Source organism: Pseudooceanicola aestuarii, from assembly GCF_010614805.1.
Lineage (GTDB): Bacteria > Pseudomonadota > Alphaproteobacteria > Rhodobacterales > Rhodobacteraceae > Pseudooceanicola > Pseudooceanicola aestuarii.
In genome coordinates this window covers 2,369,232-2,391,333 of record NZ_JAAFZC010000001.1, presented here as the reverse complement: position 1 = coordinate 2,391,333, position 22,102 = coordinate 2,369,232, and the positions used below count along the sequence as shown (strand labels likewise).

The following is a 22,102-nucleotide window of genomic DNA, read 5'->3' as shown; positions in this document are numbered from 1 at the left end:
TGCCTCCGCCCAAGGCAACCCGGCATCGCCGGCCCCACCCCATCAGACACCGCCCGCAGGGGCGCATAACCCGAGGGATGTCCATGACCCGCACTGTCGTCGAGTCCAAGACCAAGACCGTCACCATCGGCTTTGACGAGCCGTTCTGCGTGATCGGCGAACGTATCAACCCCACCGGCCGCAAGAAACTGGCGGCAGAGCTGGAGGCCGGCGATTTCTCCACCGTCGAACGAGACGCGCTGGAACAGGTCGCTTGCGGGGCGATGATCCTCGATATCAACGCGGGCGTGGTCTACAATTCCAACCCCAACCCGAATGAAACCGAACCGCCCCTGATGACCAAGATGGTGGAAATGGTGCAGGGACTGGTGGACATCCCGCTGTGCATCGACAGTTCGGTCCCCGGCGCGTTGGAAGCAGGTCTGGAGGCGGCGCAGGGCCGTCCGCTGCTGAATTCCGTCACCGGAGAGGAAGACCGGCTGGAACTCGTCCTGCCGCTGGTGAAGAAATACAACGTCCCCGTCGTCGCCATCTCCAACGACGATACCGGCATCTCCGAAGATCCCGAGGTCCGGTTTGCCGTGGCCAAGAAGATCGTGGAACGCGCCGCCGATTTCGGCATCCCGGCGCATGACATCGTGGTCGATCCGCTGGTGATGCCCGTGGGCGCCATGGCCACCGCCGGGCAGCAGGTCTTTGCCCTGGTTCGCAAGCTGCGGGAAGAGCTGGGCGTGAACACCACCTGCGGCGCCTCCAACGTGTCCTTTGGTCTGCCGCATCGGCATGGCGTCAACGCGGCCTTCCTGCCGATGGCCATCGGTGCCGGCATGACCTCGGCCATCATGAACCCCACCCGCCAGGTCGAGATGGAAGCGATCAAGGCCGCGAACCTGCTGATGAACCACGACCCCAACGGCGGCGCCTGGATCGGATTTTCCCGCGTGATCGACGCGGTGAAGGAAGGCGCGACCTTCCCCGAGGCGGCAAAGGCCGCCGCAGCCACCGCATCGGGTGGCCGTGGTGGGCGCCGCGGCGGCCGGCGCCGGGCCTGATCGCGCCAAACCCGGCAAACGTGCCGCCGTGATCCCTGGCGGCACGTTCCCGCTTGCGGGGCCGGGCGGTGCCTTCTAACGTCGCGCCATGTCAGATCCGGTTGAATACCTTGTCGCCGATATCGGTGGAACCCGCCTGCGCGCCGCCCGCGCCGGGTTGGACGGGCTGCGCTCCGATCCGGTGGTGCTGCGCAACGATGGCCATGACGGCATCCTCGCCGCGCTGGAGGCGACCGGCCTGATGTCGCCCGCCCCGGCGGCGATCTGTCTGGCCGTGGCCGGACCAGTGGGCTGCGGGCCGGACGGCGCCTGGATCCGCATGACCAACCGCCCCTGGTCCCTGACGGAAGCCCAGGTCAAAGCCCGGATCCCCGGCGCGGATGTCATGTTCCTCAATGACTTGCAGGCCATAGGTCATGTTCTGGACACACCCGGCCCGCTGGACGTGATCCTGCCCGGAGAACCGGTCGCCGGCGCGCCCCGCCTGGTCGTGAACGCCGGCACCGGGGTGAATGCGGCTGTCAATCACCCCGGACCGCACGGCGCGCTGGTGCCCCCTTCGGAAAGCGGTTTTCTCGGCCCTGATTTCGCCGGGATGGAGGATTGGCGCGCCTGTCTGGTGGAAGATCACGGCCATGCCTTCGCCGATATCGCGCTGTCCGGCCGGGGCATGTCCGCCGCCTGGCGCAGCCTGACCGGCACCCCTCGCCCGCCCGAGGACATCACCGCAGCCGCCGCCGCAGGAGAGGCCGACGCCCGCGCTGCCATGACCCTCTACTGGCGCCTGATGGGCCGCTATTGCCGCGATCTGGTGCTGGTCCATATGGCCACCGGCGGGCTCTATTTTCATGGCTCCGCCGTGGCAGCCGCGTTGCGCGCCTTCGATGCCGACGCCTTCGGAGAGGCCTTCGCCGCCACCGGCGCCTACGCCCCGATGCTGCGCCGAATTCCGGTCCGCGCGATGCGCGACGACCTGTCCCCGCTGCGCGGCGCGGCCAATGCTCTGGCGGCCCGCGTGGCGGCGATCGGCTGACGGACGCGCCCGCGGTCGAACGCGGTCAGGTGACAAATCGGGAATTTCCTTTGTTCAACGTAACGCGGTCTTAACATTCGCGGCTCTAGAACCACGCACAGGCTGGTTTTCTTGAGGGAGCCCCGAATGAACCCGATCAGGTCACGTTGGCACGATGGATAGCCCCGCGCCCCCGACGCGCCCGCATCCTCCGCCGCATACGCGAAATTCAGGCGGGCTGGCGCGCCTGTCGATTCTGGCCGTCGATGACAGCCGCACCATACTGGAGATGATCCATATCACCCTGGCCACCGCCGGGTTCGACGTGCACCTGGCAGAGGACGGCCAGCACGGAATGTCCATGCTGGATCAGGCCCGGCCTGACGCGATCATCACCGATATCAACATGCCAAATATGGATGGGTTCGAATTCATCACCGCCGTCCGGGCGCGGCCCGGCTTCGAACGGCTGCCGATTCTGGTCCTGACCAGCGAAAGCGCTCAGGATCTGCGCCGGCGCGCCCGGCTGGCCGGGGCGACAGGCTGGATCGTCAAACCCTTTCAACCGCGCAAGTTGATCAAGGCGCTGCGCATGGTGGCGGGGTAGCGCGATGACCGGCCAGCCGGACCCGATGATCGCCATCCGCGCCACTTTCTTCGCTGAATGTGAGGAGCTGGTGGAGGCGCTGCACACCGGCCTTGACCTGCTGGAGCATGAAGCCCCCCCCGAGGCGGAGACGATCAACACCCTGTTCCGCGCGGTCCATTCGATCAAGGGCGGCGCCGGGGCCTTCGGCCTGACCGCGCTGGTGGATTACGCCGATCATTTCGAATCCGTGCTGGCCGCGACCCGCGCTGGCGCCCTTGTGCCCGATGCCCCGACGCGGGCGCTGTTTCGTGCCGCCAGCGACACCCTGACAGACCTGATCGCCGCATGCCGGTCCGGCACGCCCGCGCCCCAGCCCGCCTGCCAGACCATGCAATCGCGCCTGTCGGCATTGCTGCCCCCCGGCCCTGCGGCGGGCGTGTTCCTGCGCAGTGCCAATTCTCCGCTCCCCGATGCGGTCGCGCCAAACCCGCCACCTGGCGAAGCTCCGCTGCCCGCCCCCCCTTGCCTGGCCGTGGCCGATCCGCCCGCCACAGCGGACCCGCCGTTGGTCCGCGTCAGCCAGGACCGCATTGAACGTCTGGCCAACCTGGTGGGCGAGCTGGTGATCAATCAGGCCATGTTGGCCCGCAGCCTGGACCGGATCGGCCTCCGCCCCTATTCGGAGGCGGTGCAGGCGGTGGACGAATTCCAGCGCCTGACCCGCGAACTTCAGGACAGCGTCATGACGATCCGGGCACAGCCTGTGCACTCCCTTTTCCGCCGCATGGCCCACAGCGCCCGGGAGAATGCCGCAACCTTGGGAAAACCCGTGCGTTTTCTCACCCAAGGCACCGAGACAGAGGTTGATCGCACCGTGATTGAACGCCTCGCCACTCCGCTGACCCACATGATTCGCAACGCCATTGACCACGGTATCGAACCAGAGGCACAGCGCCGCGCCGCCGGAAAACCCGCTGTGGGCACCGTCACCCTTGCCGCCAGCCAGCACGCCGGGCGCCTGCTGATCGAGGTCGCGGATGACGGCGCGGGCATCGACCGGGCGCGGCTGAGGCGCAACGCGGCGGCACAGGGGCTGGCCCAGGACGACGACATCCCGCCCGAGGCGGATATGGATGCCCTGCTCTTCCATCCCGGCCTGACCACCGCCGCCAGCCCCACCACTCTCTCAGGTCGGGGCGTCGGCATGGACGTGGTGCGCAACGCCGTGAGGGGGTTGAGCGGCCGGATCTCCGTCACCTCCACGCCCGGTGCGGGCACCAGGTTCACCCTTTCCCTGCCGCTGACCCTTGCGGTGATCGACGGGCTGGTCCTGCGGGTGGCGGGGGAAACGATGGTGGTGCCGCTCTCGCAGGTGGTGGAGGTTCTCGCCCCCTCTCCCGCCGATATCCAGCACGTCCCCCCCGACCGCCAAATCCTGCGCAAAGGGTCTGATTTCATACCGATTTTCGATCTCGGCCAGCATCTCGGCTTTCGCGGGACCGGCCCGCCCGCGCCCCGTGGCATCATCCTCATCGTCACGCAGGAGGACGGCAGCCGCGCCGGCCTCACCCTCGACGGGGTGGAAGAACAGCGCCAGGTCGTGGTCAAACCCCTCTCCCCCGGCCTGACCCGCGCCCGCGGCATCGCCGCCGCGACCATCCTGGGCGACGGTCAGATCGCCCTGATCCTCGACCCGGCCGAGCTGATCGCGGGGTTCCCCCCTGCAACGGACGGGCAGGCCGCACATGGATGAGAGGCCTCCTCCCCAGGGGCCGGAGGTTCTGGTCCTGCATATCAGCGGACAGGATTTTTCTCTGGATATCGGCTTGGTGCGGGAAATTCGCGGCATGTCGCGCATCACCCCGATGCCCCATGCTCCGCGCTTCATCTGCGGTGTGGTCAACCTGCGCGGCGCTGTTCTGCCGGTCCTTGATCTGTCCCGCCGGCTTGACCTGAAGGCAGAGGCAAGCCCCCGCAATGTCATCATCGTCGTCGCGATATCGGGGCACAGGACCGGGCTGCTGGCCAGCGCAGTCACCGGGATCGCAACGCTACTGCCCGAATCCGACCCGCCGCCGGATCAATCCGCATGCGCCACATGTGTGGAACGAAGGCTGGTCGATGGTCGGTCCCTCAGACATCTGAACATGCTCCAGATCCTGAGTGCCGAGACGGAGGCCGCGCCATGATCCGGCCGTCGCCCTCCGGCTCCGCGCCTGCGCCGGTTGCAAGGCTGGCACGCACCTTGCGCAGGCTTTCCCGCCTTTGGCAACGAACCGCCAGGCGGCGGCGCAGCCTGCCCGCTCATGGGCTCCGCAGGATCATGGCATGTTCAGCCAATCCGGTAATTCGGGCTTTCCCGCGTGATCTGCACGTCATGCACATGGCTTTCCTTCAGCCCCGCGCCGGTGATGCGCACGAAATTGCAGTTCTTCCGCATCTCATCGACCGTCGCGCAACCTGTGTAACCCATCGCGGCCCGCAGCCCGCCGACAAGTTGGTGCAGCACCGCGCCCGCCGGTCCCTTGTACGGCACCTGCCCCTCGATCCCCTCGGGGACAAGCTTGTCGCTGGCGGCGTCCTTCTGGAAATAGCGGTCCGCCGACCCCCGGGCCATCGCGCCGAGGGAGCCCATGCCGCGATAGGATTTGAACGACCGGCCCTGGTACAGAATGACCTCGCCCGGGCTTTCGTCCGTTCCCGCGATCATGGAGCCGACCATCGCCACAGAGGCACCTGCCGCGATCGCCTTGGCAAAATCGCCGGAAAACTTGATCCCGCCATCCGCAACCACCGGAATATCGCCGGCCGCCCCGGCACAATCCATGACTGCGGTCAATTGCGGCACGCCGACCCCGGCGACCATCCGCGTGGTGCAGATCGACCCCGGCCCGATCCCGACCTTGACCGCATCGGCGCCGGCACCGATCAGCGCGCGGGTCGCCTCTGCCGTGGCGACGTTGCCGGCCATGACCTGAACGTCGCTGGACAACCGCTTGACGCGCTCCACGGCCATGGCGACCCCTTCGGAATGGCCGTGCGCCGTGTCGATCACGATCAGGTCGCAGCCCGCATCCACCAGGGCCTCAGAGCGTTCGAACCCGGCATCCCCGACTGTCGTTGCCGCGGCGACCCGCAGCCGGCCAAGATCATCCTTGCAGGCTGTCGGGTTCAGGACGGCCTGTTCGGTGTCCTTCAGGGTCAGCAAACCGGTCAGTTTGCCCGCAGCATCGGTGACCAGCAGTTTCTCGATCCGGCGCGCCTTCATCAGGCTGATCGCCTCGTCGCGGTCTGCGGGCTCATGCAGGATGGCCAGGTTGTCCGCCGTCATCATCGCCCGCACCGGCGTCCGTTCGTCGTTGGCAAAGCGCATGTCGCGGTTGGTCACGATACCCAGAACGCGGCCGTTCTCGTCCACCACGGGGAAGCCGCTGATCTTGTAGCGTTCGCGCAGCGCATTGGCATCGGCCAGCGTCTGGTCGGGCCGCAGGGTGATCGGCTTGTAGACGATCCCGCTCTCGAACCGCTTCACCCGGCGGACCTCGTCGGCCTGGGTCAGCACATCCAGGTTTCGGTGCACGACCCCCATGCCACCGGCCTGGGCCAGGCAGATCGCCATGGCGGATTCGGTCACCGTGTCCATGGCCGAGCTCAGCAGCGGAATGTTCAGGGAAATGCCCTGCGTCACGCGCGTTCGCGTGTCTGCCGTGGAGGGCAGCACCGACGAGGCGGCGGGAACAAGCAGAACGTCATCGAAGGTCAGCGCCTCACGAATCTCCATCGGGGGTCTCCTGCGGGATGTTCGTATTGGCGCCTCCCTATTTCACGATCCCCGCCGGGGGGAAAGGGGAAAAGCCCGTTCCAGCCGCGCCACCCGCCGACCGGGCCCCCGTCTGCCCCCACCTGCAGCCGATCAGCCCGGCGCGCGGCCACCATGCCGCTGCCCGGTGCCATCGCGTCGCAGGCGGCCCTTTCGCTCTGCCCCGGCCCGACATAGGTTGGCGCCAATCATCAGAGGCCACGACATGAGCGAACAGGACCCCATCGTCATCTTCACCCCTTCGGGCAAACGCGGGCGGGTCGCGCGCGGCACCCCGGTGCTGGACGCGGCGCGGCGGCTGGGCGTCGACCTCGATTCCGTCTGCGGCGGGCGGGGGATCTGTTCCAAATGTCAGATCACGCCAAGTTTCGGTGAATTTTCCAAACATGGGGTGACGGCCCGCCCCGGCGCGCTCAGCGACTGGAACGCGGTGGAGCAGCGCTACGATGACAAGCGCGGGCTGGCCAAAGGGCGCCGGCTGGGCTGTCAGGCCCGGATCGAGGGTGATATCGTCATCGACGTGCCGCCCGAAAGCCAGGTTCACAAGCAGGTGATCCGCAAGAATGCGGATGCCCGCGCCATCGCCATGGATCCTGCCACGCGTCTCTACCTGGTGGATGTGGCCGAGCCGGACATGCACGAACCTTCGGGTGATTTTCAACGCCTGGCCAAGGCCTTGGCTGATCAATGGCAGATCTCCGGGGCCACGGCGGACCTGTCGCTGCTGGCCCGGCTTCAGGGTGTTCTGCGGCGCGGTGCGTGGCAGGTCACCGTTGCCGTCCACCACGATCACACCGGTGCCGCGCCGCGCATCACCGAGGTCTGGCCCGGGCTGCACGAAACCGGTCTGTATGGCCTGGCCATCGACCTCGGCTCCACCACCATCGCGGCCCATCTCACGGACCTGGAGACCGGCGAGGTGCGCGCCGCCTCTGGCCTGATGAACCCGCAGATCCGCTTCGGCGAAGACCTGATGAGCCGCGTCTCCTACGTCATGATGAACCCCGGCGGCGAGGTGGAAATGCGTGACGTCGTGCGCAAGGCCCTGTCGGACCTCGCAAATTCTCTGTCGCAGGAGGCCGGGATAGATCCTGCCCTGATCGTCGAGGCCACCATCGTCTGCAACCCGGTGATGCACCACCTGTTGCTGGGTATCGACCCGACGGAGCTGGGCCAGGCGCCCTTTGCGCTGGCCACTTCCGAGGCGCTGTGCCTGTCGGTCGCCGATCTGGAGCTGACCCGGATCAACCCGCGCGCCCGGGTCTATATCCTGCCCTGCATCGCCGGCCACGTGGGCGCGGATGCCGCCGCCGTGGCCCTGTCCGAGGCGCCGGAGCAATCTGACGACCTGGTGCTGATCATCGACGTCGGCACCAACGCGGAGATCCTGTTGGGCAATCGCGACCGCGTGCTGGCCTGTTCCTCCCCCACCGGGCCGGCGTTCGAGGGGGCGCAGATCTCTTCGGGGCAGCGGGCGGCGCCCGGAGCCATCGAACGGGTGCGGATCGACCCGGTCACCAAGATCCCGCGCTTTCGCATCATCGGATGCGATTTGTGGTCTGACGAAGAGGGATTCGCCGAGGTATCCGCCGCCAGCGGAATCACCGGGATCTGCGGTTCCGGGATTATCGAGGCGGTGGCAGAAATGCGCATGGCCGGACTGCTGGATCCGTCGGGGCTGATCGGCTCTGCCACGCAGACCGGCAGCGATCGCAGTCTTCCCGAGGGCCGCACCCATGCCTACCTTCTGCACGACGGCCGCGAAGACGGCGGGCCGCTGATCACCGTCACGCAGGGCGATATCCGCGCAATTCAGCTTGCGAAGTCAGCGCTTTACGCCGGTGCGCGCCTGTTGATGGACGAAATGGAGGTCGAGCATGTGGACCGGGTTGTCCTGGCCGGGGCCTTCGGGGCGCATATCTCTCCGCTGCATGCCATGGTGCTGGGCATGATCCCCGATGCGCCGGTGGATCGCGTGACCTCCGCCGGGAATGCCGCCGGAACGGGTGCGCGACTGGCCCTGTGCAACCGCAGCGCGCGCGCCCTGATCGAACGGAACGTGCGCCGGATCACCAAGGTGGAGACCGCCATCGCCCCCCGTTTCCAGGAGCATTTCGTCGCCGCGAACGCCATCCCGCATGCCACCGCGCCCTTTCCGCACCTTGCCAGGGCGGTGACCCTGCCGCAGGTCGGGTTCAACACCGAGGGCGGGGCCGGCGGAGGGCGGCGACGGCGCAAGCGGGGATGACGCGCCGTTTGCCTCTTGACCGCTGGTCGTGCTTGGCATAGCTCTCACGCCACCCTGAGCGGGTATGATGTAATGGTAGCCTGTCAGCTTCCCAAGCTGAACGCGCGGGTTCGATTCCCGCTACCCGCTCCAGAATTTTCCTCAGAACTCCGCCTCTGCCTTCATGCCGATGGGACCGTTGTCCGACGCGGTCCAAAGCGTCCACCCCTGGTCCGTGCGGTCCGCATGAAGATGAACCGGCGTCACATCGAACAGCGGCGCGGTCGACCGGAACCGGAACCGCCGGGGGCGGCGCCCCTGAAGGCGGGCCGCCATGTGGCACAGCCATGTCGCCTGTAGAGGACCATGCACGATCAGGCCGGGATAACCTTCCACCTCAGTGACATAGGACCGGTCGTAATGGATGCGGTGGCCGTTGAAGGTCAGCGCGGAATAGCGGAAGAGGACCACCGCATCGCCCCGGACATGGTGCCGTTCGGCGCCCTGCGGGGCGGGCGGCGGGTTCGGTGAACCGGCGGAGGAGCCGCGGTAAACGATGTCCTGTCGTTCCTCCACCGCCAGCCCCTGCGCATCGGAAATCCGGTGCCGCAGGGTGACAAAACACAGCGGCCCGGTTCGACCGTCCTTCAGCACCACGTCCTCGATCACCGAGTGGCGCGTGACCTCGGCGCCAAGGGTCAGATCGCGGTGAAACAGCATCTCCCCGCCCGCCCACATCCGGTTCGGCAGGGCCACCGGCGGCAGGAAACCGCCGCGCGCCGGGTGCCCGTCGGGGCCCAGCTCCGCATTGGGCACGGCCGGTGGAGACAGGCACAGGTGGATCATCTGCGGCGGCGCCTCCCCCGGCAGGGGGGCCGGCAGGTCGGTCACCGCGCGGAACCGGTCCGCCAAACCCGGTGTCAGCCAGTCCCTGGCCGTTTCCTCCCTCCCGATCCACTGGCGCAGATGGTCGATATCAATAACGTCACGCATCTTTGCCCTCCGTCGTATCGACCAATACGGCCAGCATCAGCGCCGTCTCGTCACCGATGTTTTCCCAGGCATGGCTGGTCTCCCTCTGGATGACGACGTCGAAGGGTCCGAGAATCGTTTCCTCCGCATCCAGGATCAGTTTCACGCGCCCTTGCAGGCAGACAATGTAGTCGATGGATTGCGTGCGGTGCATGTTGGGATGACGCGCGCCGGCCACATGCACGGAAGGGTCGCCCATCGCCGCAAAAGCCGCCGCCCCGTCGCCCGCCGTTGCAGTGGCGGCAGGCGGAAGCTGGAAGAACCGGAAGACGTTGCCGCCCAGAGCTGGCGACAGGACGATAGGGCGATCGGCGCCGTCGGTGGTCTGCCGGTCGGGTTGTCCGGCCATGGCCCAAAGGTCGATCAACCCCCGATCCGGCGCTGATTCGACCATATGCGGCGTCGCGGCATCGCTGAGAATGCGAGACTGCCCATCCGCGCCATTGGTGGTCACGATCCGCCTGACCTGTTGCAACATCTGCTGTACCCTCCCTTGCGGGCCAGACCGGCCCGGTTGGGCAGCAGATTGGTCCTCCGGCCGGTGGAGAGCAAGGGGCGCCGTGGCTTGACCCCCTGCATGCCGCGGCATACCAGATGATGGGGCCGCGCATCGCCCCCCCGGAGATAGGAGCGCCCCTTGCCCATGTTGCCCCGCCTCATGTCCCGCACACAGGTTCTGACCGGCCTGGCGGTGACCGGGCTGGGACTGGCGGGCGGGCTGCTGGCCCGGATGCTGGGATTGCCCCTGCCCTTCGTGCTGGGGCCATTGGTGGCCACCAGCCTGCTGGCGATCCTGCGCGCGGACCTTCTGCCGACCGGGTTCCGTTACCCCGATGCGTGGCGCGCGGCGGCGATCGCGGTGATCGGTGTCACCATCGGTGCGCGCGTCACCTGGGAGGTGCTGGCCGCCCTGCCCCAGGCGGCGTTTTCCTTCGCGGCGCTCACGCTGTTTGTGCCGTTGGTACAGGTAATGAATTACCAGATCTTTACCCGAATCGGGAAATATGACCGGGTCACCGCCTTTTTTGCCGCCGCCCCCGGGGGCCTGATCGAGGCCATGGTCATGGGCGAAGCCGCAGGCGCCGATGCGCGGTTGCTGACCGTGCAGCAATTCATGCGCATCATCTGCGTGCTGACCCTGCTGCCGGTAGGGTTGTCGCTGTGGTACGGGGCGCCGATCGGGTCCGGCGCGGGGATCAGCCTGGCCAGGGCGGATGCCGGGATCACCCACCTGCCGGAGGTGGCGTTGTTGGGCTTGCTCGGCCTGGGGCTGGGCCATGTGCTGCGATTGCCGGCAGGGCAATTGCTGGGGCCGATGCTTCTGGGTGGGGCGGCGAACCTGTCGGGCCTTGCGGTGGTGGAGATACCGCAATGGCTGATCTCCATGGCGCAGCTGATTATCGGCGCCTCGCTTGGCCTGCGCTTCGCCGGAGTCAATTTCGCGATGTTGCTGCGCGCGGTCGGCCTGGGAGTGTTGTCCGTAGCGGGGATGTTGCTGATCGGGGGGGGCCTGGCGCTGGCAATCGCGCCCCTGGCGGGGGAGCATTTCGACGTGCTGCTGATTTCATTTGCCCCCGGCGGGGTGACGGAGATGGCACTTGTCGCGCTGAGCCTGAACGCGAACCCGGCCTTCGTGACGATCCATCACCTGTACCGGATCATCCTGACGGTCGTGATGCTGGTCTGGGCCGCGCGCCGGTGGCAACCGCGGGCGTGATGGGCCGCACGCCGGTGGCGCGGCCGCAAGGGATCGCAGTGACGGACGTCCCGCACGTGCCAGTGCAAACCTGCCGGGGCGCGGCCCTGGGCCGGTGGATGCGGGCTACTCCGCCTGGGCCTTGTCTTCCAGCGTCAGCCATTCTTCTTCGGCTGCAGCAAGGGCCTGCTGACGCTCTGCCAGCGCCTCTGTCCCCTTGGTGAACTTGACCGGCTCCCGGCTGTAAAGGTCCGGCTGAGCCAGGTATTCCTCCAGCTTGGCAATCTCTGCCTCCAGCCGTTCAAGGACAGCAGGCAGCGCCTCCAGCCGATGTTTCTCCGTAAAGCTGAGCCCGGATTTCGCCGCCTTGGGGGCCGGTTTGGCCTCCCCCTTGTCGGGTTTCGCGCTGGTGGCACCGCCGGTGCGGACCTTGCCTGACGCCTCGCCATCGTCGGCCCGCTGGGCACGGTAGTCGGACCAGCCACCGGCATAGACGGTGGCGCGGCCGTTGCCCTCCATCGCGATGGTGGTGGTGGCGACGCGGTCCAGGAAGTCGCGGTCGTGGCTGACCAGCAGCACGGTGCCATCGTAATCGTCCAGCAATTCCTGCAACAGGTCCAGCGTCTCGACATCCAGGTCGTTGGTCGGTTCGTCCAGCACCAACAGGTTGCTTTCCCGCGCCATCAGCTTGGCCAGCAGCAGGCGCGCCTTTTCCCCGCCGGAAAGCGCCCGGACGGGGCCGCGCGCCTGCTGATCGTCGAACAGAAAATCCTTGAGATAGCTGACCACGTGGCGCGGCGTGCCCCGCACCATCACCTGATCGGCCTGACCAGAGACGCGCATGTCCTTGTCCCCGGTCATGTTCTCCCACAGGCTGGCGTCCGGCATCAGCGCGGCGCGGTTCTGGTCGAAGATCGCCGGCACCAGGTTGGTGCCCAGCCGGACCTGTCCCGCATCTGGTTCAACTTCACCCATCAACATCTTGATCAGCGTGGTTTTTCCCACGCCGTTGGGCCCGACAAAGGCAACCCTGTCGCCGCGATTCACCTTGATATCAAAACCCGAGACGATGGACTTCCCACCCCAGGCCTTGGCCAGGCCGGTCGCCTCGATCACCTTGCGCCCCGATTGCGGGCCGCTGTCCAGTTGCAGGGCAGCTGTGCCCTGGCGGCGGATCTGCGCGGCGCGGTCGCGGCGCATGTCCTGTAGCGCACGCAGGCGGCCCTGGTTGCGTTTGCGCCGGGCCGAGATGCCTTCGACGGCCCAGCGACCTTCGGCCATGATCTTGCGATCCAGCTTGTGCCGGGCCTGGTCTTCTTCGTCCCAGATCTTGTCGCGCCAGGCCTCGAACCCGTCGAACCCCCGTTCCTGGCGTCGCACCTGGCCCCGGTCGATCCACAGGGTGGCGCGGGTCAGGTTGCGCAGAAAGGCGCGGTCGTGGGAAATCAGCACGAAGGCGGTGCGGGTGCGGGCCAGCTCCGCCTCCAGCCAGGCGATCGCCTCGATATCCAGATGGTTGGTCGGCTCGTCCAGCAGCATCAGTTCCGGCGCCTCGGCCATCAGCTTGGCCAGCGCGGCGCGGCGGCGTTCCCCGCCCGACGCTGTGTCGACGGGCCGGGCGGGGTCCAGTTTCAGCCCCTCGGCCACCATATCCACGCGGTAGCTTTCACCCGGTTCCAGCCCGGAGGCGGCGAAATCGCCCAGGGTGGCGAAACCGGACATGTCCGGCTCCTGCTCCATGTAGCCGACGGATGTGACGGGGGCCATGACCCGCGCGCCGGCATCCGGTTCGACCAGGCCGGCCATCACCTTCATCAGGGTGGATTTGCCGGATCCGTTGCGGCCGACAAGGGCGACGCGGTCGCCCTCCTGCACCACAAGGGAGAGGTCTGCGAATACGGGATCTCCGCCAAAGGTCAGGGAGATGTCGGAAAGCTGAAGAAGGGGTACACGGGCCATCAGCGGCAGCTAATCGGCCCGGCGCCGAGCGTCAAGACAGCAGGCGGCGCCAGCCCGCCGCCACAGGCCCCAGACCCTGCCGTGCGCCTGTCCCATTCAGCCTGTCGTGGCCCGCAGCAGCCGTTTGCGCGCTGGCGGAATCGCGTTTATTTCCAAGCCGGTAAAGACATGCAGCGTGTTCATCTGCGCATCCACCACGGCGTGATCGCTGACCCAGCCGCCCATCATCAGGTAAGTGCGCAGCAGCGGCGGCATCCGCAGCATGGCCAGTTTCGCATCCGGTTTGCGCCGCAACTTGCGGGCAAAAGGGAAGACGCGCGGCGCCTTGACCCGGGGCAGCCAGCGTTTCGGCGCCAGGTGCCGCTCCTTCAGCATGGCAAAGGCGTCCAGGTATTGATCCGCGTCGATCCCCTTGAACGAGGAACAGCCGAACAGCAATTCGACCCCGTTGCGGTCCACGTAGGCGGTCATCGCCCCCCAGGCCACGCGCAGGATATCGGGGTCTTTCACGTCCGGATGGATGCAGAACCGGCCCATCTCCACCATCGGGCCTTCGAACTGCTCCAGGCTGGACAATTCGTAATAGCGGGCGGAATAGCTGCGCCCGATCTCCTGCCCCCCTGTCAGCGGCAATATGCGGAAACAGCAGACCAGCCGGCCGTCGCGCGTGTCCTCCACCAGGATATGCGCACAAATCGCATCGAATTCGTCGGCATCCCGCCGATCTCCGCCGGCATGACCCAGAAAGGCCAGAGTGCGCAGGTCCTGCGCGGCGCGGATATCTTCGGGCCCCTCGGCCAGGCGGGCGACGTAACGCCCTTTCTTCAGGTTCAACATGCGCGGCCTCCACGACCTTGCCAGGGCGTTTGAGATACGCCCTTAGATCGAAGATATGACGCGTTGATGACGCAATCCAGTGGGGAAACGCGCGGGCCAGCCCGACCGGGGATGTGGAAGCCCCCCGTTCCGCCCGCATTGGACAAGTGATTTCAGCCGGTTATATGCGGCGCCCGACGCTCGGGCCGGGCGCCGAATGGATCAGCCGCCCAGTACGTTCTCGGCGGAGAAGCGGCCCAGGTTGCCCAGCAGCTGGCGCAGGAAGCCCTTGTTCGCGGTCGAGGAGGAGGTCACGCGGCGGGCGATCGGCACGACCTTGCCGTCTTCCAGTCCGAACCGCTCGACGTTGGAGACCTGCCCCGCCGGGGTAAAGCTGACGGCGACGACTTCGCGTTCCACCACTTCCGGGCGGAAGAAGGCATAGCGTTTCACCCGGCTGCGCACGTAGTACAGGCTGCTGTCTTCCAACACGCCCGACGTCGCCGGGGTACCCAGTTTTTCCAGAACCGAGTCGCGATCTTCGCCCAGTTCCACGGTCTGAACGTCATCCTCGGGCGGCAGGTACCCGTGGTTTCGGTACTGCGCCGTGCAGGCGGTCAGCGTCAGCGCCACCAGGAGGATCAGCGCGCCCCGCGCGCCTCGAATACCCAATTGCCCCATCGTCACCCTCTTGTCTTGGCCAGTCCCGGCTTTTATCTCGCTTACAGAAGGAACGCCCGGCGTTCAAGAAAGGATGCCATGACAGCCCGACCCACGACCGCCCTGCGGATCACCGCCCTGTCGCAAAAGAAACCCACGCGGTTCCGACTGGACCCGGATGGCGCCGCCCTCGCCGCGCTGGCCGAACGGCTGGACCTGCTGGACCTGCGCAAGCTCAGCTTTCACGGTGAGATCCGGGCCCAGGGACGCAGCGACTGGCGGCTGACGGGCCATCTGGGGGCCACCGTGGTGCAGCCCTGCGCCGTCACGCTGGACCCGGTGACCACCCGGATCGAGGAAGACGTCGAACGCCGGTTCACCCCGCACATGCCGGACGCGGTGCTGGACGAGGAAGGCGCCGTGGAAATGCCGGAGGACGAGACGCTGGAGCCCTTGGGCGACGCGATCGATCCCGCCCGCGTGATGGAGGAGGCGCTGGCCCTCGCCCTGCCCCTGCATCCGCGCAAGCCCGACGCGGCATTGTCGCAGACCGCCTTTGCCGAGCCGGGGACCAGGCCATTGACCGATGCGGACGTGAAACCGTTTGCGGGGCTTGCGGATCTGAAGGCAAAGCTTGAAAAGGGCGGGGAGTGAGTCGGACGGGGCGCTGACCAAGGAATCGCTTGCACTTGGCGGTTTTGGAAGTATTTTCGCGCCCTCATCCGAATTTTGGGTTGAATGACGGCACCGGGTCCGCCTAAGAGCCGTGCATTCAATGGAAACCGGGCCCTGCGCCCCACAAGTTAAGAATAGGTTGTGACATGGCTGTCCAACAGAACAAAGTCTCCAAGTCGCGCCGCAACAATCGCCGTGCGCACGACTCGCTGAGCGCTGCCAACCCCAACGAATGCCCGTCCTGCGGCGAGCTGAAGCGCCCGCATCACGTGTGCCCGTCCTGCGGCCATTATGCGGATCGCGAAGTCATTGCCATGGCCGACGAGGTCGACCTGGACGAAGACGCGGCGTAAGTTTCGGGCGGGGTCGTCTCGGTCATGACCGCGAACAGCAGTTCCAGCCCGCAGGCCACCGCCCCCGTCTCTGACGGACGCAAGATCATTCTATCCATCGATGCCATGGGTGGCGATCGCGGGCCGGCGACGGTTGTCGCCGGCATTGCGCGCTCTGCCCGGAAGAATGCCGATCTCGGCTTTATCCTGCACGGCCCCCGGGCCGAACTGGAAAAGCTGGTCGGTCGCCGCCGCGGCCTGGCCGAGCGTTGCGAAATCCGCGATGCCGCCGATGTGGTGACGATGGAGGACAAGCCCAGCCATGTCATGCGGCATGGCAAGCAGACCTCCATGTGGTCGGCGCTGGAATCGGTTCGCAACGGGGAGGCCAGCGCCTGTGTCTCCTGCGGCAATACCGGCGCGCTGATGGCGCTGTCCATGATCCGGCTGCGCAAGATGCCCGGCGTCAACCGGCCCGCGATCTCGGTCCTGTGGCCGTCGCGCAACCCGCAGGGGTTCAACGTGCTGCTCGATGCCGGCGCCGATATCCGTGCCGATCAGGAAGACCTGCTGCAATATGCGCTGATGGGCGCCTCCTATGCCCGCAACGGGCTGGGGCTGGACCGTCCGCGCGTCGGCCTGCTGAACGTCGGGACCGAAGAACACAAGGGCCGCCCCGAATTGCGCGACGCCCATGACATGATCGAACAGGCCGCCGATGGCGCGAATTTCGATTTCGTCGGCTTCGTCGAAGGGCGCGACATCGTCGATGACACCTGCGACGTCATCGTCACCGACGGTTTTACCGGCAATGTCGCGCTGAAAACGGGTGAGGGCACCGCCGGGCTGGTGGGAGAGCTTCTGAAGGAAGCGTTCAAATACTCCCCCCTCTCCCGCTTTGCCGCTCTGCTGGCGCTGACCTCGCTGCGGCGCCTGCGCAAGAGGATCGACCCCCGGCGCGTCAATGGCGGCGTGTTCCTGGGGCTGAACGGAACAGTGGTGAAATCTCACGGTTCGGCAGATGCCACCGGCGTGTCAGCCGCGGTCAAGCTGGCCTACCGGCTGGCTCTCTCCGGCTTTGACGAGAAAATCGCCGCGCGGGTTGCATCTGCCGCAACCGTCGCACAGGATGCCGCCGAACGGGAGGCAGGGAATACATGAACTTGCGCGCAGTAGCGACCGGAATCGGGCATTATCTGCCCGAACGGATTGTCCCCAATTCCGAATTCGAAAAGACGCTGGACACTACGGACGAATGGATTCGCACCCGCTCGGGCATCGAGCGGCGCCATTTCGCCGCCGAGGGGGAGACCACCTCGCAAATGGCCGTCCACGCCGCGCATCGCGCGCTGGAAATGGCCGAATTGGGTGTTGATGACATTGACGCGGTGATTGTCGCGACCTCCACGCCCGATCTGACTTTCCCCTCTGTCGCCACGATGGTGCAGGAGGGGCTGGGGATGACCCGTGGCTTTGGATATGACGTACAGGCGGTCTGCGCCGGTTTCATCTTCGCGCTGGCCAATGCCAATGGCATGATCCTGTCCGGCCAGGCCGAAAAGGTGCTGGTCATCGGGGCCGAGACGTTTTCCCGCATCATGGACTGGACCGACCGGTCCACCTGCGTGCTGTTCGGCGACGGCGCCGGCGCGCTGGTGCTGGAGGCCCGCACCGGCAGCGGGTCGGCCGAGGATCGCGGCATCCTCGCCAGCGACCTGAATTCCGACGGCCGCTACCGCGATATGCTATATGTCGATGGCGGCGTGTCCTCCACCGGCACGACGGGCAAGCTGCGGATGCAGGGAAACCCCTTGTTCCGCCAAGCGGTTGGCAAGCTTGCCGCGACCGCTGACGCTGCGTTGGGAAAGGCGGGCCTGACCTCCGATGCGGTCGATTGGATCGTGCCCCATCAGGCCAATATCCGCATCATTCAGGGCACTGCCAAGAAGATGGGCCTGCCAATGGACAAGGTCGTCGTCACCGTCCAGGATCACGGCAACACCTCTGCCGCGTCGATTCCGCTGGCCCTGTCGGTGGGCGTGGCCCGTGGTCAGATCAAGCCGGGCGACCTGCTGGTGGCAGAGGCGATCGGCGGCGGCCTGGCCTGGGGCGCGGTGGTTCTGCGCTGGTAGAACGGCGGAAATCCCCTGCTTCCCTTCTGGGGCATGGGGAAATTAGACTTCCGAAAGAAACCCTTATATTGACTCGGAAAATTGGACCCGCCTAATGTGGACGGGCCTGCACAAGATCGGCCGTGGTGCCGGACAGCTGACAAAAAGGGGCCAGGGATGAGCGAAAAAACTCTCACGCGGATGGATCTGAGCGAAGCCGTATTCCGTGAGGTTGGCCTATCCCGCAACGATTCGGCGCAATTGGTCGAGGCGGTATTGAACCACATGTCGGATTCGCTCGTGCGTGGCGAACAGGTCAAGATTTCGTCTTTCGGCACTTTCTCCGTTCGGGACAAGGCCGCCCGCGTCGGCCGCAATCCCAAGACCGGCGAAGAGGTTCCGATCAATCCGCGCCGCGTTCTGACCTTCCGGCCCTCGCACCTGATGAAGGACCGGGTCGCCGCAGGCAACCGCAAGTAAGGAGACCGCGCGGCGATGACCAAAAGCGCCGACGCTTTCCGTACCATCAGCGAAGTGGCGGACTGGCTGGATACGCCGGCCCACGTGCTGCGGTTCTGGGAAAGCAAGTTCAGCCAGGTAAAACCGGTCAAGCGGGCCGGAGGGCGGCGCTATTACCGGCCCGCCGATATGGTTCTGCTGGGCGGGATCAAACGCCTGCTGCATGACGAGGGGCTGACCATCAAGGGTGTGCAGAAGATCCTGCGTGACAAGGGCGCTGCCCATGTCAGCAGCCTGTCGCAGCCCGTGGACCTGCCCCAGCCGGAATATCGCGAGGCGGAAATCGTCGAACTGCGCCCGGTGCAATCCCCGCCCCTCCCCCCGGCCCAGCCTGCGGCGGAGCGGGAAACGTTGGTTCCCCCCCAGGCGCCCGCCACGCCGGCACCCTCCGCACCCGAGGCGGAAGACGGGCCGCCCGCCTCCTCCGCGACGCCGGGCGGCACCGCACCGAACGGCACATTTCCCCCGGCGCCAACTCTGCCCGCGCCCTTGCCTCCGGCGACCAGCGCCCCCGAGACGCAGCACTCCGTGACCACGCACTGGGAAGAGACCCCGGCAGCCGGCGGCCCGACCCACACGCCCCGGACCGAGCCCCCCCAGGACACACCGCCCACGCCCATCTCGCCGCGTGACGTGCCAGTGACGGCCCCGCACAGGTCCGCCCGGGAGGCAGACGCCCCCCGCCAACCGGCCCAACCCGCAGCCCTGGGCCCGGAGGACAGCCCGGCGGCGGCGGGGCCCACTGTGTTGGCGCAGCTTCTTCTGCGCCCCACCGCCCTGCCCCGGCAGCAGCAGCAGCGCGCGCAGGATCTGGCCGACCGTCTGGTGGCACTGCACGGCTGATCGCCAACCCCGCGCGGGAGATCTTCGATTGCCCCAGCGTCGCCCAAAAACCTTTCCGGAGAATTACCTGGAACCCGGATTTACCCCTTGCCACCGCAGGCAAATCGAGTATTTAGGCCGGACCGTCGGGCTATAGCGCAGCCTGGTAGCGCGTCCGTCTGGGGGACGGAAGGTCGCAGGTTCGAGTCCTGCTAGCCCGACCATTGAATTCCGCACGGTACACATCAACAGGCCGCAGCCCATCGGGGCCTGCGGCCGTTGGTGTTCCCCCACCGTTCAGGCGCTGCGCGTGACGTCGCGCACCCAGCTCCAGGCGGCGTCTTCTTCGTCCAGCCGGAACAGGCGGAACTCTGCCTTGGACATGGAATTCATCAGCGCCAGCATAGGCTTGATCCACATGTGGTCCGAAACGACGGCGTAGCGGTCCATGTGTTTGGCCACTTCCCATTTCGTCCCGATCAGCGAGCGATCGAATAGCAATTCGGGATCGAATCCCCCCAAACGCGTGATCTTGGCCAGGACGTTGAACCGTCCCGGCTGGGCCATGCGGGCGCGAAACGGAGCCGAGACAGCCTCCGCCTCGTCGTCATCGACATATCCATCAACCTCGAACGCGATCAGATCGGGCGAGCCGCTGTCCAGAAACCGGATACCTGGTCCGGTCTGGCGTGGCTTCGGAACGTCGCGTGCGAATTCAACTGCTTGTGCCCTGTCAGAGGCCGCGAACCCCCGCAGTTCGGCATGCGGCAGCAGCGGGCTGACCCAGCTGGCCACCGCACGCAGGGCGCCCATGTCGGTCAGGATGGAAATTCTGGGCATCTTGTCCAGATCGTCGAGCAGCCGCAATTCCCGAGAGATGTCCGCCATCAGCGCCTCGCCGCTGATATCCTCGAACCCGGTCATGTCGACCAGCAGCCCGGCGGGGGCATGGGCCTCAAGTGCAGGGCGGAAGCTCTTGTAGAACTTCACGATTTCCGCGCGATCCAGATGCCCCTTGATGGTGACGCGCAGCAGCGGCGCGTCGTCGGTCGAAAAGGTGATCATGGCAACCTCCTGTCTCTGGGGGCCTCGGATGCCCCCCATTCGACATGGGAAGCGCGCACCCCCCGCGCAAGGTTCCCGCCCCGCGACGAATCCGCGTCAGATCAGCTTCAGATCAGCGTCGCAAAGAGCATTCGCGCCCCGCCCTGCACCGGGTCGAAGACGATGCGGGCGCGTTTTCCGATGGCCAGCCCGGCATGGTCTTCCGGTCGGAAACAGACGTAGACGCGCGGCCCCTCGTCCAGGGTCAGGTAGCCCAGGGCAAAGGGGCCCTTCGGCGATTTGCGCATTACCGTCCAGGTGTAGATCTCTCCCTCGCCGGGGCTTTCGACCCAGTCGGTTTCGGCCTGATGGCAGATCGGGCACAGGCTGCGCGGGTAGAAATGCGCCGTACCGCAGGCGGGACAGCGGCGGATCAGGAAAGTGCCGCGGGCCGCGGCCTCCCAGAATGGTCGGGATTCGGGAGTGATGTCGGGGGCGGGGAAATCGTCATGCATCGGCACGCTCCAGAATGCAGGTGGCGGCGGAATGGCGCAGGCCCAGCATGCCGCCGATTCCGGTGACCAGGGCCAGGTCGCAATCCGGGACCTGGACCTTGGGATGCGCGGCGCCGCGCAACTGGCGGACGGCTTCGATGACCTTCGTCATGCCGCCCCGATTGATCGGGTGGTTGTTGCACAGCCCGCCGCCATCGGTGTTCCAGGGCAGCCGGCCCTGGCCGGAAATCAGGCCACCGTCGCGAACGAACTGTCCGCCCTGCCCCTTTTCGCAAAAGCCGAGATCTTCGAGCTGCATGATCACGGTGATGGTGAAACTGTCGTAGATCGAGGCATATTTGATATCCCGCACGGTAACGCCGGCTTCCTCCAGCGCGCGCGGACCGCTGAGCGCGGCGGCGGACCACGTCAGGTCCACGCGGCCGCCCATCTGGCCCTTGAACGCATGGGCCGCACCCCGCACCATCACCGGGGTGACATTCAGCTCCCGGGCGATTTCCGGCGTGGTGATGACAAAGGCGCCACCGCCATCGGTTACCACGCAGCAATCCAGCCGATGCAGCGGATCAGCCACCATGGGGCTGTCGAGGACGTCCTCCACTGTCACCACGTCGCGCAGCAGCGCGTTTTCATTCCATTGCGCATGGTGGCTGGCCGCGACCTTCACCCAGGCCAGGTCTTCGGCGGTGGTGCCGAATTCATGCATGTGCCGCTGCGCCACCATGGCATAGCTGTTGGGCGGAGAGCCGCCATAGGGCAGTTCGAACCCACCCTCCGCCCCATTGGGGCGAGGTTGCGGTTTCTCTTGCCGGGGCCGCCCGGCCAGCGTGACCAGCGCGACACGGCATTTGCCCAGGGCGATGGCCTGCGCGGCCTTGTCCACCGCGGCAATATAGGAAGCGCCGCCCATCTCGCTGCCATCCATGACGGACAGATCCCCCAGGCCAAGGTAATCCACCATGCCCATCAGTGACGGCGCGTCGCCGGCACAGAAATATCCGTCCACATCCGCAAAGCCGAGCCCCGCATCTGCCAATGCGCCCCTTGCGACCTCCGCATGAAGCTGCGGAGTGGAGTGATCCGGTGCCTTGCGCAACGGATGCTCGTAAATCCCTACGATTGCAGCCTTATTTCTGATGCTCACCGATGTGCCTCCTCTATGGCAGCAAATGCTTAGCGAACGGTAAATGGATGTCCAGAGAAGTAAGTTGCTTTTCCGCG

The 22,102-nt window shown here is 66.4% G+C and carries 22 protein-coding genes and 2 tRNA genes; 15 read left to right on the top strand and 9 right to left on the bottom strand.

Annotated features, from left to right (window positions below; all coding sequences use genetic code 11):
• Positions 1–83: 83 nt before the first annotated feature.
• From G5A46_RS11380 to G5A46_RS11360, 5 genes are all read left to right on the top strand, one after another.
• The gene (locus G5A46_RS11380) at positions 84–1,052 is read left to right on the top strand and encodes a methyltetrahydrofolate cobalamin methyltransferase (protein WP_163849501.1); all 969 of its coding nucleotides are present in this window, start codon (positions 84–86) and stop codon (positions 1,050–1,052) included.
• Between the two features lie 88 nt (positions 1,053–1,140).
• Positions 1,141–2,085 carry a glucokinase gene (locus tag G5A46_RS11375; RefSeq protein ID WP_163849500.1) on the top strand — a complete coding sequence of 315 codons (945 nt, stop codon included), beginning with the start codon at positions 1,141–1,143 and terminating at the stop codon, positions 2,083–2,085.
• A gap of 154 nt (positions 2,086–2,239) precedes the next feature.
• On the top strand, positions 2,240–2,671 hold the full coding sequence (locus G5A46_RS11370) for a response regulator (protein ID WP_163849499.1): 432 nt from the start codon (positions 2,240–2,242) through the stop codon (positions 2,669–2,671).
• Positions 2,672–2,675: 4 nt separating this feature from the next.
• On the top strand, positions 2,676–4,406 hold the full coding sequence (locus G5A46_RS11365; protein ID WP_163849498.1) for a chemotaxis protein CheA: 1,731 nt from the start codon (positions 2,676–2,678) through the stop codon (positions 4,404–4,406).
• The gene (locus G5A46_RS11360; protein ID WP_163849497.1) at positions 4,399–4,842 is read left to right on the top strand and encodes a chemotaxis protein CheW; all 444 of its coding nucleotides are present in this window, start codon (positions 4,399–4,401) and stop codon (positions 4,840–4,842) included. The genes G5A46_RS11365 and G5A46_RS11360 overlap by 8 nt, the downstream gene beginning before the upstream one ends.
• Positions 4,843–4,985: 143 nt before the next feature.
• Here G5A46_RS11360 and guaB read toward each other — a convergent pair whose 3' ends face one another.
• Positions 4,986–6,434 (bottom strand): IMP dehydrogenase, encoded by a 1,449-nt coding sequence (guaB, locus tag G5A46_RS11355; RefSeq protein WP_163849496.1) that lies wholly within the window; start codon positions 6,432–6,434, stop codon positions 4,986–4,988.
• 244 nt (positions 6,435–6,678) lie between these two features.
• On the opposite strand from guaB, the gene G5A46_RS11350 reads away from it, so the two are divergent.
• Positions 6,679–8,721: an ASKHA domain-containing protein gene (locus G5A46_RS11350; RefSeq protein ID WP_163849495.1), complete on the top strand. Its 2,043-nt coding sequence runs from the start codon at positions 6,679–6,681 to the stop codon at positions 8,719–8,721.
• A gap of 58 nt (positions 8,722–8,779) precedes the next feature.
• A tRNA-Gly gene (locus tag G5A46_RS11345) sits at positions 8,780–8,853 on the top strand.
• A 9-nt stretch (positions 8,854–8,862) separates the two neighbouring features.
• Here G5A46_RS11345 and G5A46_RS11340 read toward each other — a convergent pair.
• Together G5A46_RS11340 and G5A46_RS11335 are read right to left on the bottom strand one after the other, a co-directional pair.
• On the bottom strand, positions 8,863–9,693 hold the full coding sequence (locus G5A46_RS11340) for an HTD2 family dehydratase (RefSeq protein WP_163849494.1): 831 nt from the start codon (positions 9,691–9,693) through the stop codon (positions 8,863–8,865).
• The gene (locus tag G5A46_RS11335) at positions 9,686–10,210 is read right to left on the bottom strand and encodes a cupin domain-containing protein (RefSeq protein ID WP_163849493.1); all 525 of its coding nucleotides are present in this window, start codon (positions 10,208–10,210) and stop codon (positions 9,686–9,688) included. Before G5A46_RS11335 ends, G5A46_RS11340 begins: the two co-directional genes overlap by 8 nt.
• A gap of 165 nt (positions 10,211–10,375) precedes the next feature.
• Between G5A46_RS11335 and G5A46_RS11330 the strand changes: the two genes are divergently transcribed.
• The gene (locus G5A46_RS11330; protein WP_163849492.1) at positions 10,376–11,449 is read left to right on the top strand and encodes an AbrB family transcriptional regulator; all 1,074 of its coding nucleotides are present in this window, start codon (positions 10,376–10,378) and stop codon (positions 11,447–11,449) included.
• Positions 11,450–11,554: 105 nt separating this feature from the next.
• Here the strand turns inward: G5A46_RS11330 and G5A46_RS11325 are convergent, their stop codons facing one another.
• The 3 genes from G5A46_RS11325 to G5A46_RS11315 all read right to left on the bottom strand — a co-directional run bounded on the left by G5A46_RS11325 (position 11,555) and on the right by G5A46_RS11315 (position 14,884).
• Positions 11,555–13,387, bottom strand: coding sequence for an ABC-F family ATP-binding cassette domain-containing protein (locus G5A46_RS11325; protein ID WP_163849491.1), 1,833 nt, complete (start codon positions 13,385–13,387; stop codon positions 11,555–11,557).
• A gap of 96 nt (positions 13,388–13,483) precedes the next feature.
• Positions 13,484–14,224 (bottom strand): GNAT family N-acetyltransferase, encoded by a 741-nt coding sequence (locus G5A46_RS11320; RefSeq protein ID WP_163849490.1) that lies wholly within the window; start codon positions 14,222–14,224, stop codon positions 13,484–13,486.
• Between the two features lie 201 nt (positions 14,225–14,425).
• A complete protein-coding gene (locus G5A46_RS11315; protein ID WP_163849489.1) occupies positions 14,426–14,884 on the bottom strand; it encodes an outer membrane protein assembly factor BamE in 459 nt (152 codons plus the stop codon).
• Positions 14,885–14,962: 78 nt separating this feature from the next.
• Between G5A46_RS11315 and G5A46_RS11310 the strand changes: the two genes are divergently transcribed.
• The 7 genes from G5A46_RS11310 to G5A46_RS11280 all read left to right on the top strand — a co-directional run bounded on the left by G5A46_RS11310 (position 14,963) and on the right by G5A46_RS11280 (position 19,546).
• Entirely contained in the window at positions 14,963–15,517 is a 555-nt protein-coding gene (locus G5A46_RS11310) for a YceD family protein (protein ID WP_204318732.1), read from the top strand.
• Positions 15,518–15,684: 167 nt separating this feature from the next.
• On the top strand, positions 15,685–15,891 hold the full coding sequence (gene rpmF / locus G5A46_RS11305) for a 50S ribosomal protein L32 (RefSeq protein ID WP_163849488.1): 207 nt from the start codon (positions 15,685–15,687) through the stop codon (positions 15,889–15,891).
• A 24-nt stretch (positions 15,892–15,915) separates the two neighbouring features.
• On the top strand, positions 15,916–17,031 hold the full coding sequence (plsX, locus tag G5A46_RS11300; protein ID WP_163849487.1) for a phosphate acyltransferase PlsX: 1,116 nt from the start codon (positions 15,916–15,918) through the stop codon (positions 17,029–17,031).
• Positions 17,028–18,002, top strand: coding sequence for a beta-ketoacyl-ACP synthase III (locus G5A46_RS11295; RefSeq protein ID WP_163849486.1), 975 nt, complete (start codon positions 17,028–17,030; stop codon positions 18,000–18,002). Before plsX ends, G5A46_RS11295 begins: the two co-directional genes overlap by 4 nt.
• A gap of 156 nt (positions 18,003–18,158) precedes the next feature.
• Positions 18,159–18,461 carry an integration host factor subunit alpha gene (gene ihfA, locus G5A46_RS11290; protein WP_163849485.1) on the top strand — a complete coding sequence of 101 codons (303 nt, stop codon included), beginning with the start codon at positions 18,159–18,161 and terminating at the stop codon, positions 18,459–18,461.
• 15 nt (positions 18,462–18,476) lie between these two features.
• On the top strand, positions 18,477–19,343 hold the full coding sequence (locus G5A46_RS11285; protein WP_163849484.1) for a MerR family transcriptional regulator: 867 nt from the start codon (positions 18,477–18,479) through the stop codon (positions 19,341–19,343).
• Positions 19,344–19,469: 126 nt separating this feature from the next.
• A tRNA-Pro gene (locus G5A46_RS11280) sits at positions 19,470–19,546 on the top strand.
• Between the two features lie 73 nt (positions 19,547–19,619).
• Here the strand turns inward: G5A46_RS11280 and G5A46_RS11275 are convergent.
• The 3 genes from G5A46_RS11275 to G5A46_RS11265 all read right to left on the bottom strand — a co-directional run bounded on the left by G5A46_RS11275 (position 19,620) and on the right by G5A46_RS11265 (position 22,025).
• Positions 19,620–20,387: a SpoIIAA family protein gene (locus G5A46_RS11275; RefSeq protein ID WP_163849483.1), complete on the bottom strand. Its 768-nt coding sequence runs from the start codon at positions 20,385–20,387 to the stop codon at positions 19,620–19,622.
• Between the two features lie 107 nt (positions 20,388–20,494).
• A complete protein-coding gene (locus tag G5A46_RS11270) occupies positions 20,495–20,881 on the bottom strand; it encodes a Zn-ribbon domain-containing OB-fold protein (protein ID WP_163849482.1) in 387 nt (128 codons plus the stop codon).
• A complete protein-coding gene (locus G5A46_RS11265; RefSeq protein ID WP_163849481.1) occupies positions 20,874–22,025 on the bottom strand; it encodes a thiolase domain-containing protein in 1,152 nt (383 codons plus the stop codon). Before G5A46_RS11265 ends, G5A46_RS11270 begins: the two co-directional genes overlap by 8 nt.
• Between the last annotated feature and the right edge of the window lie 77 nt (positions 22,026–22,102).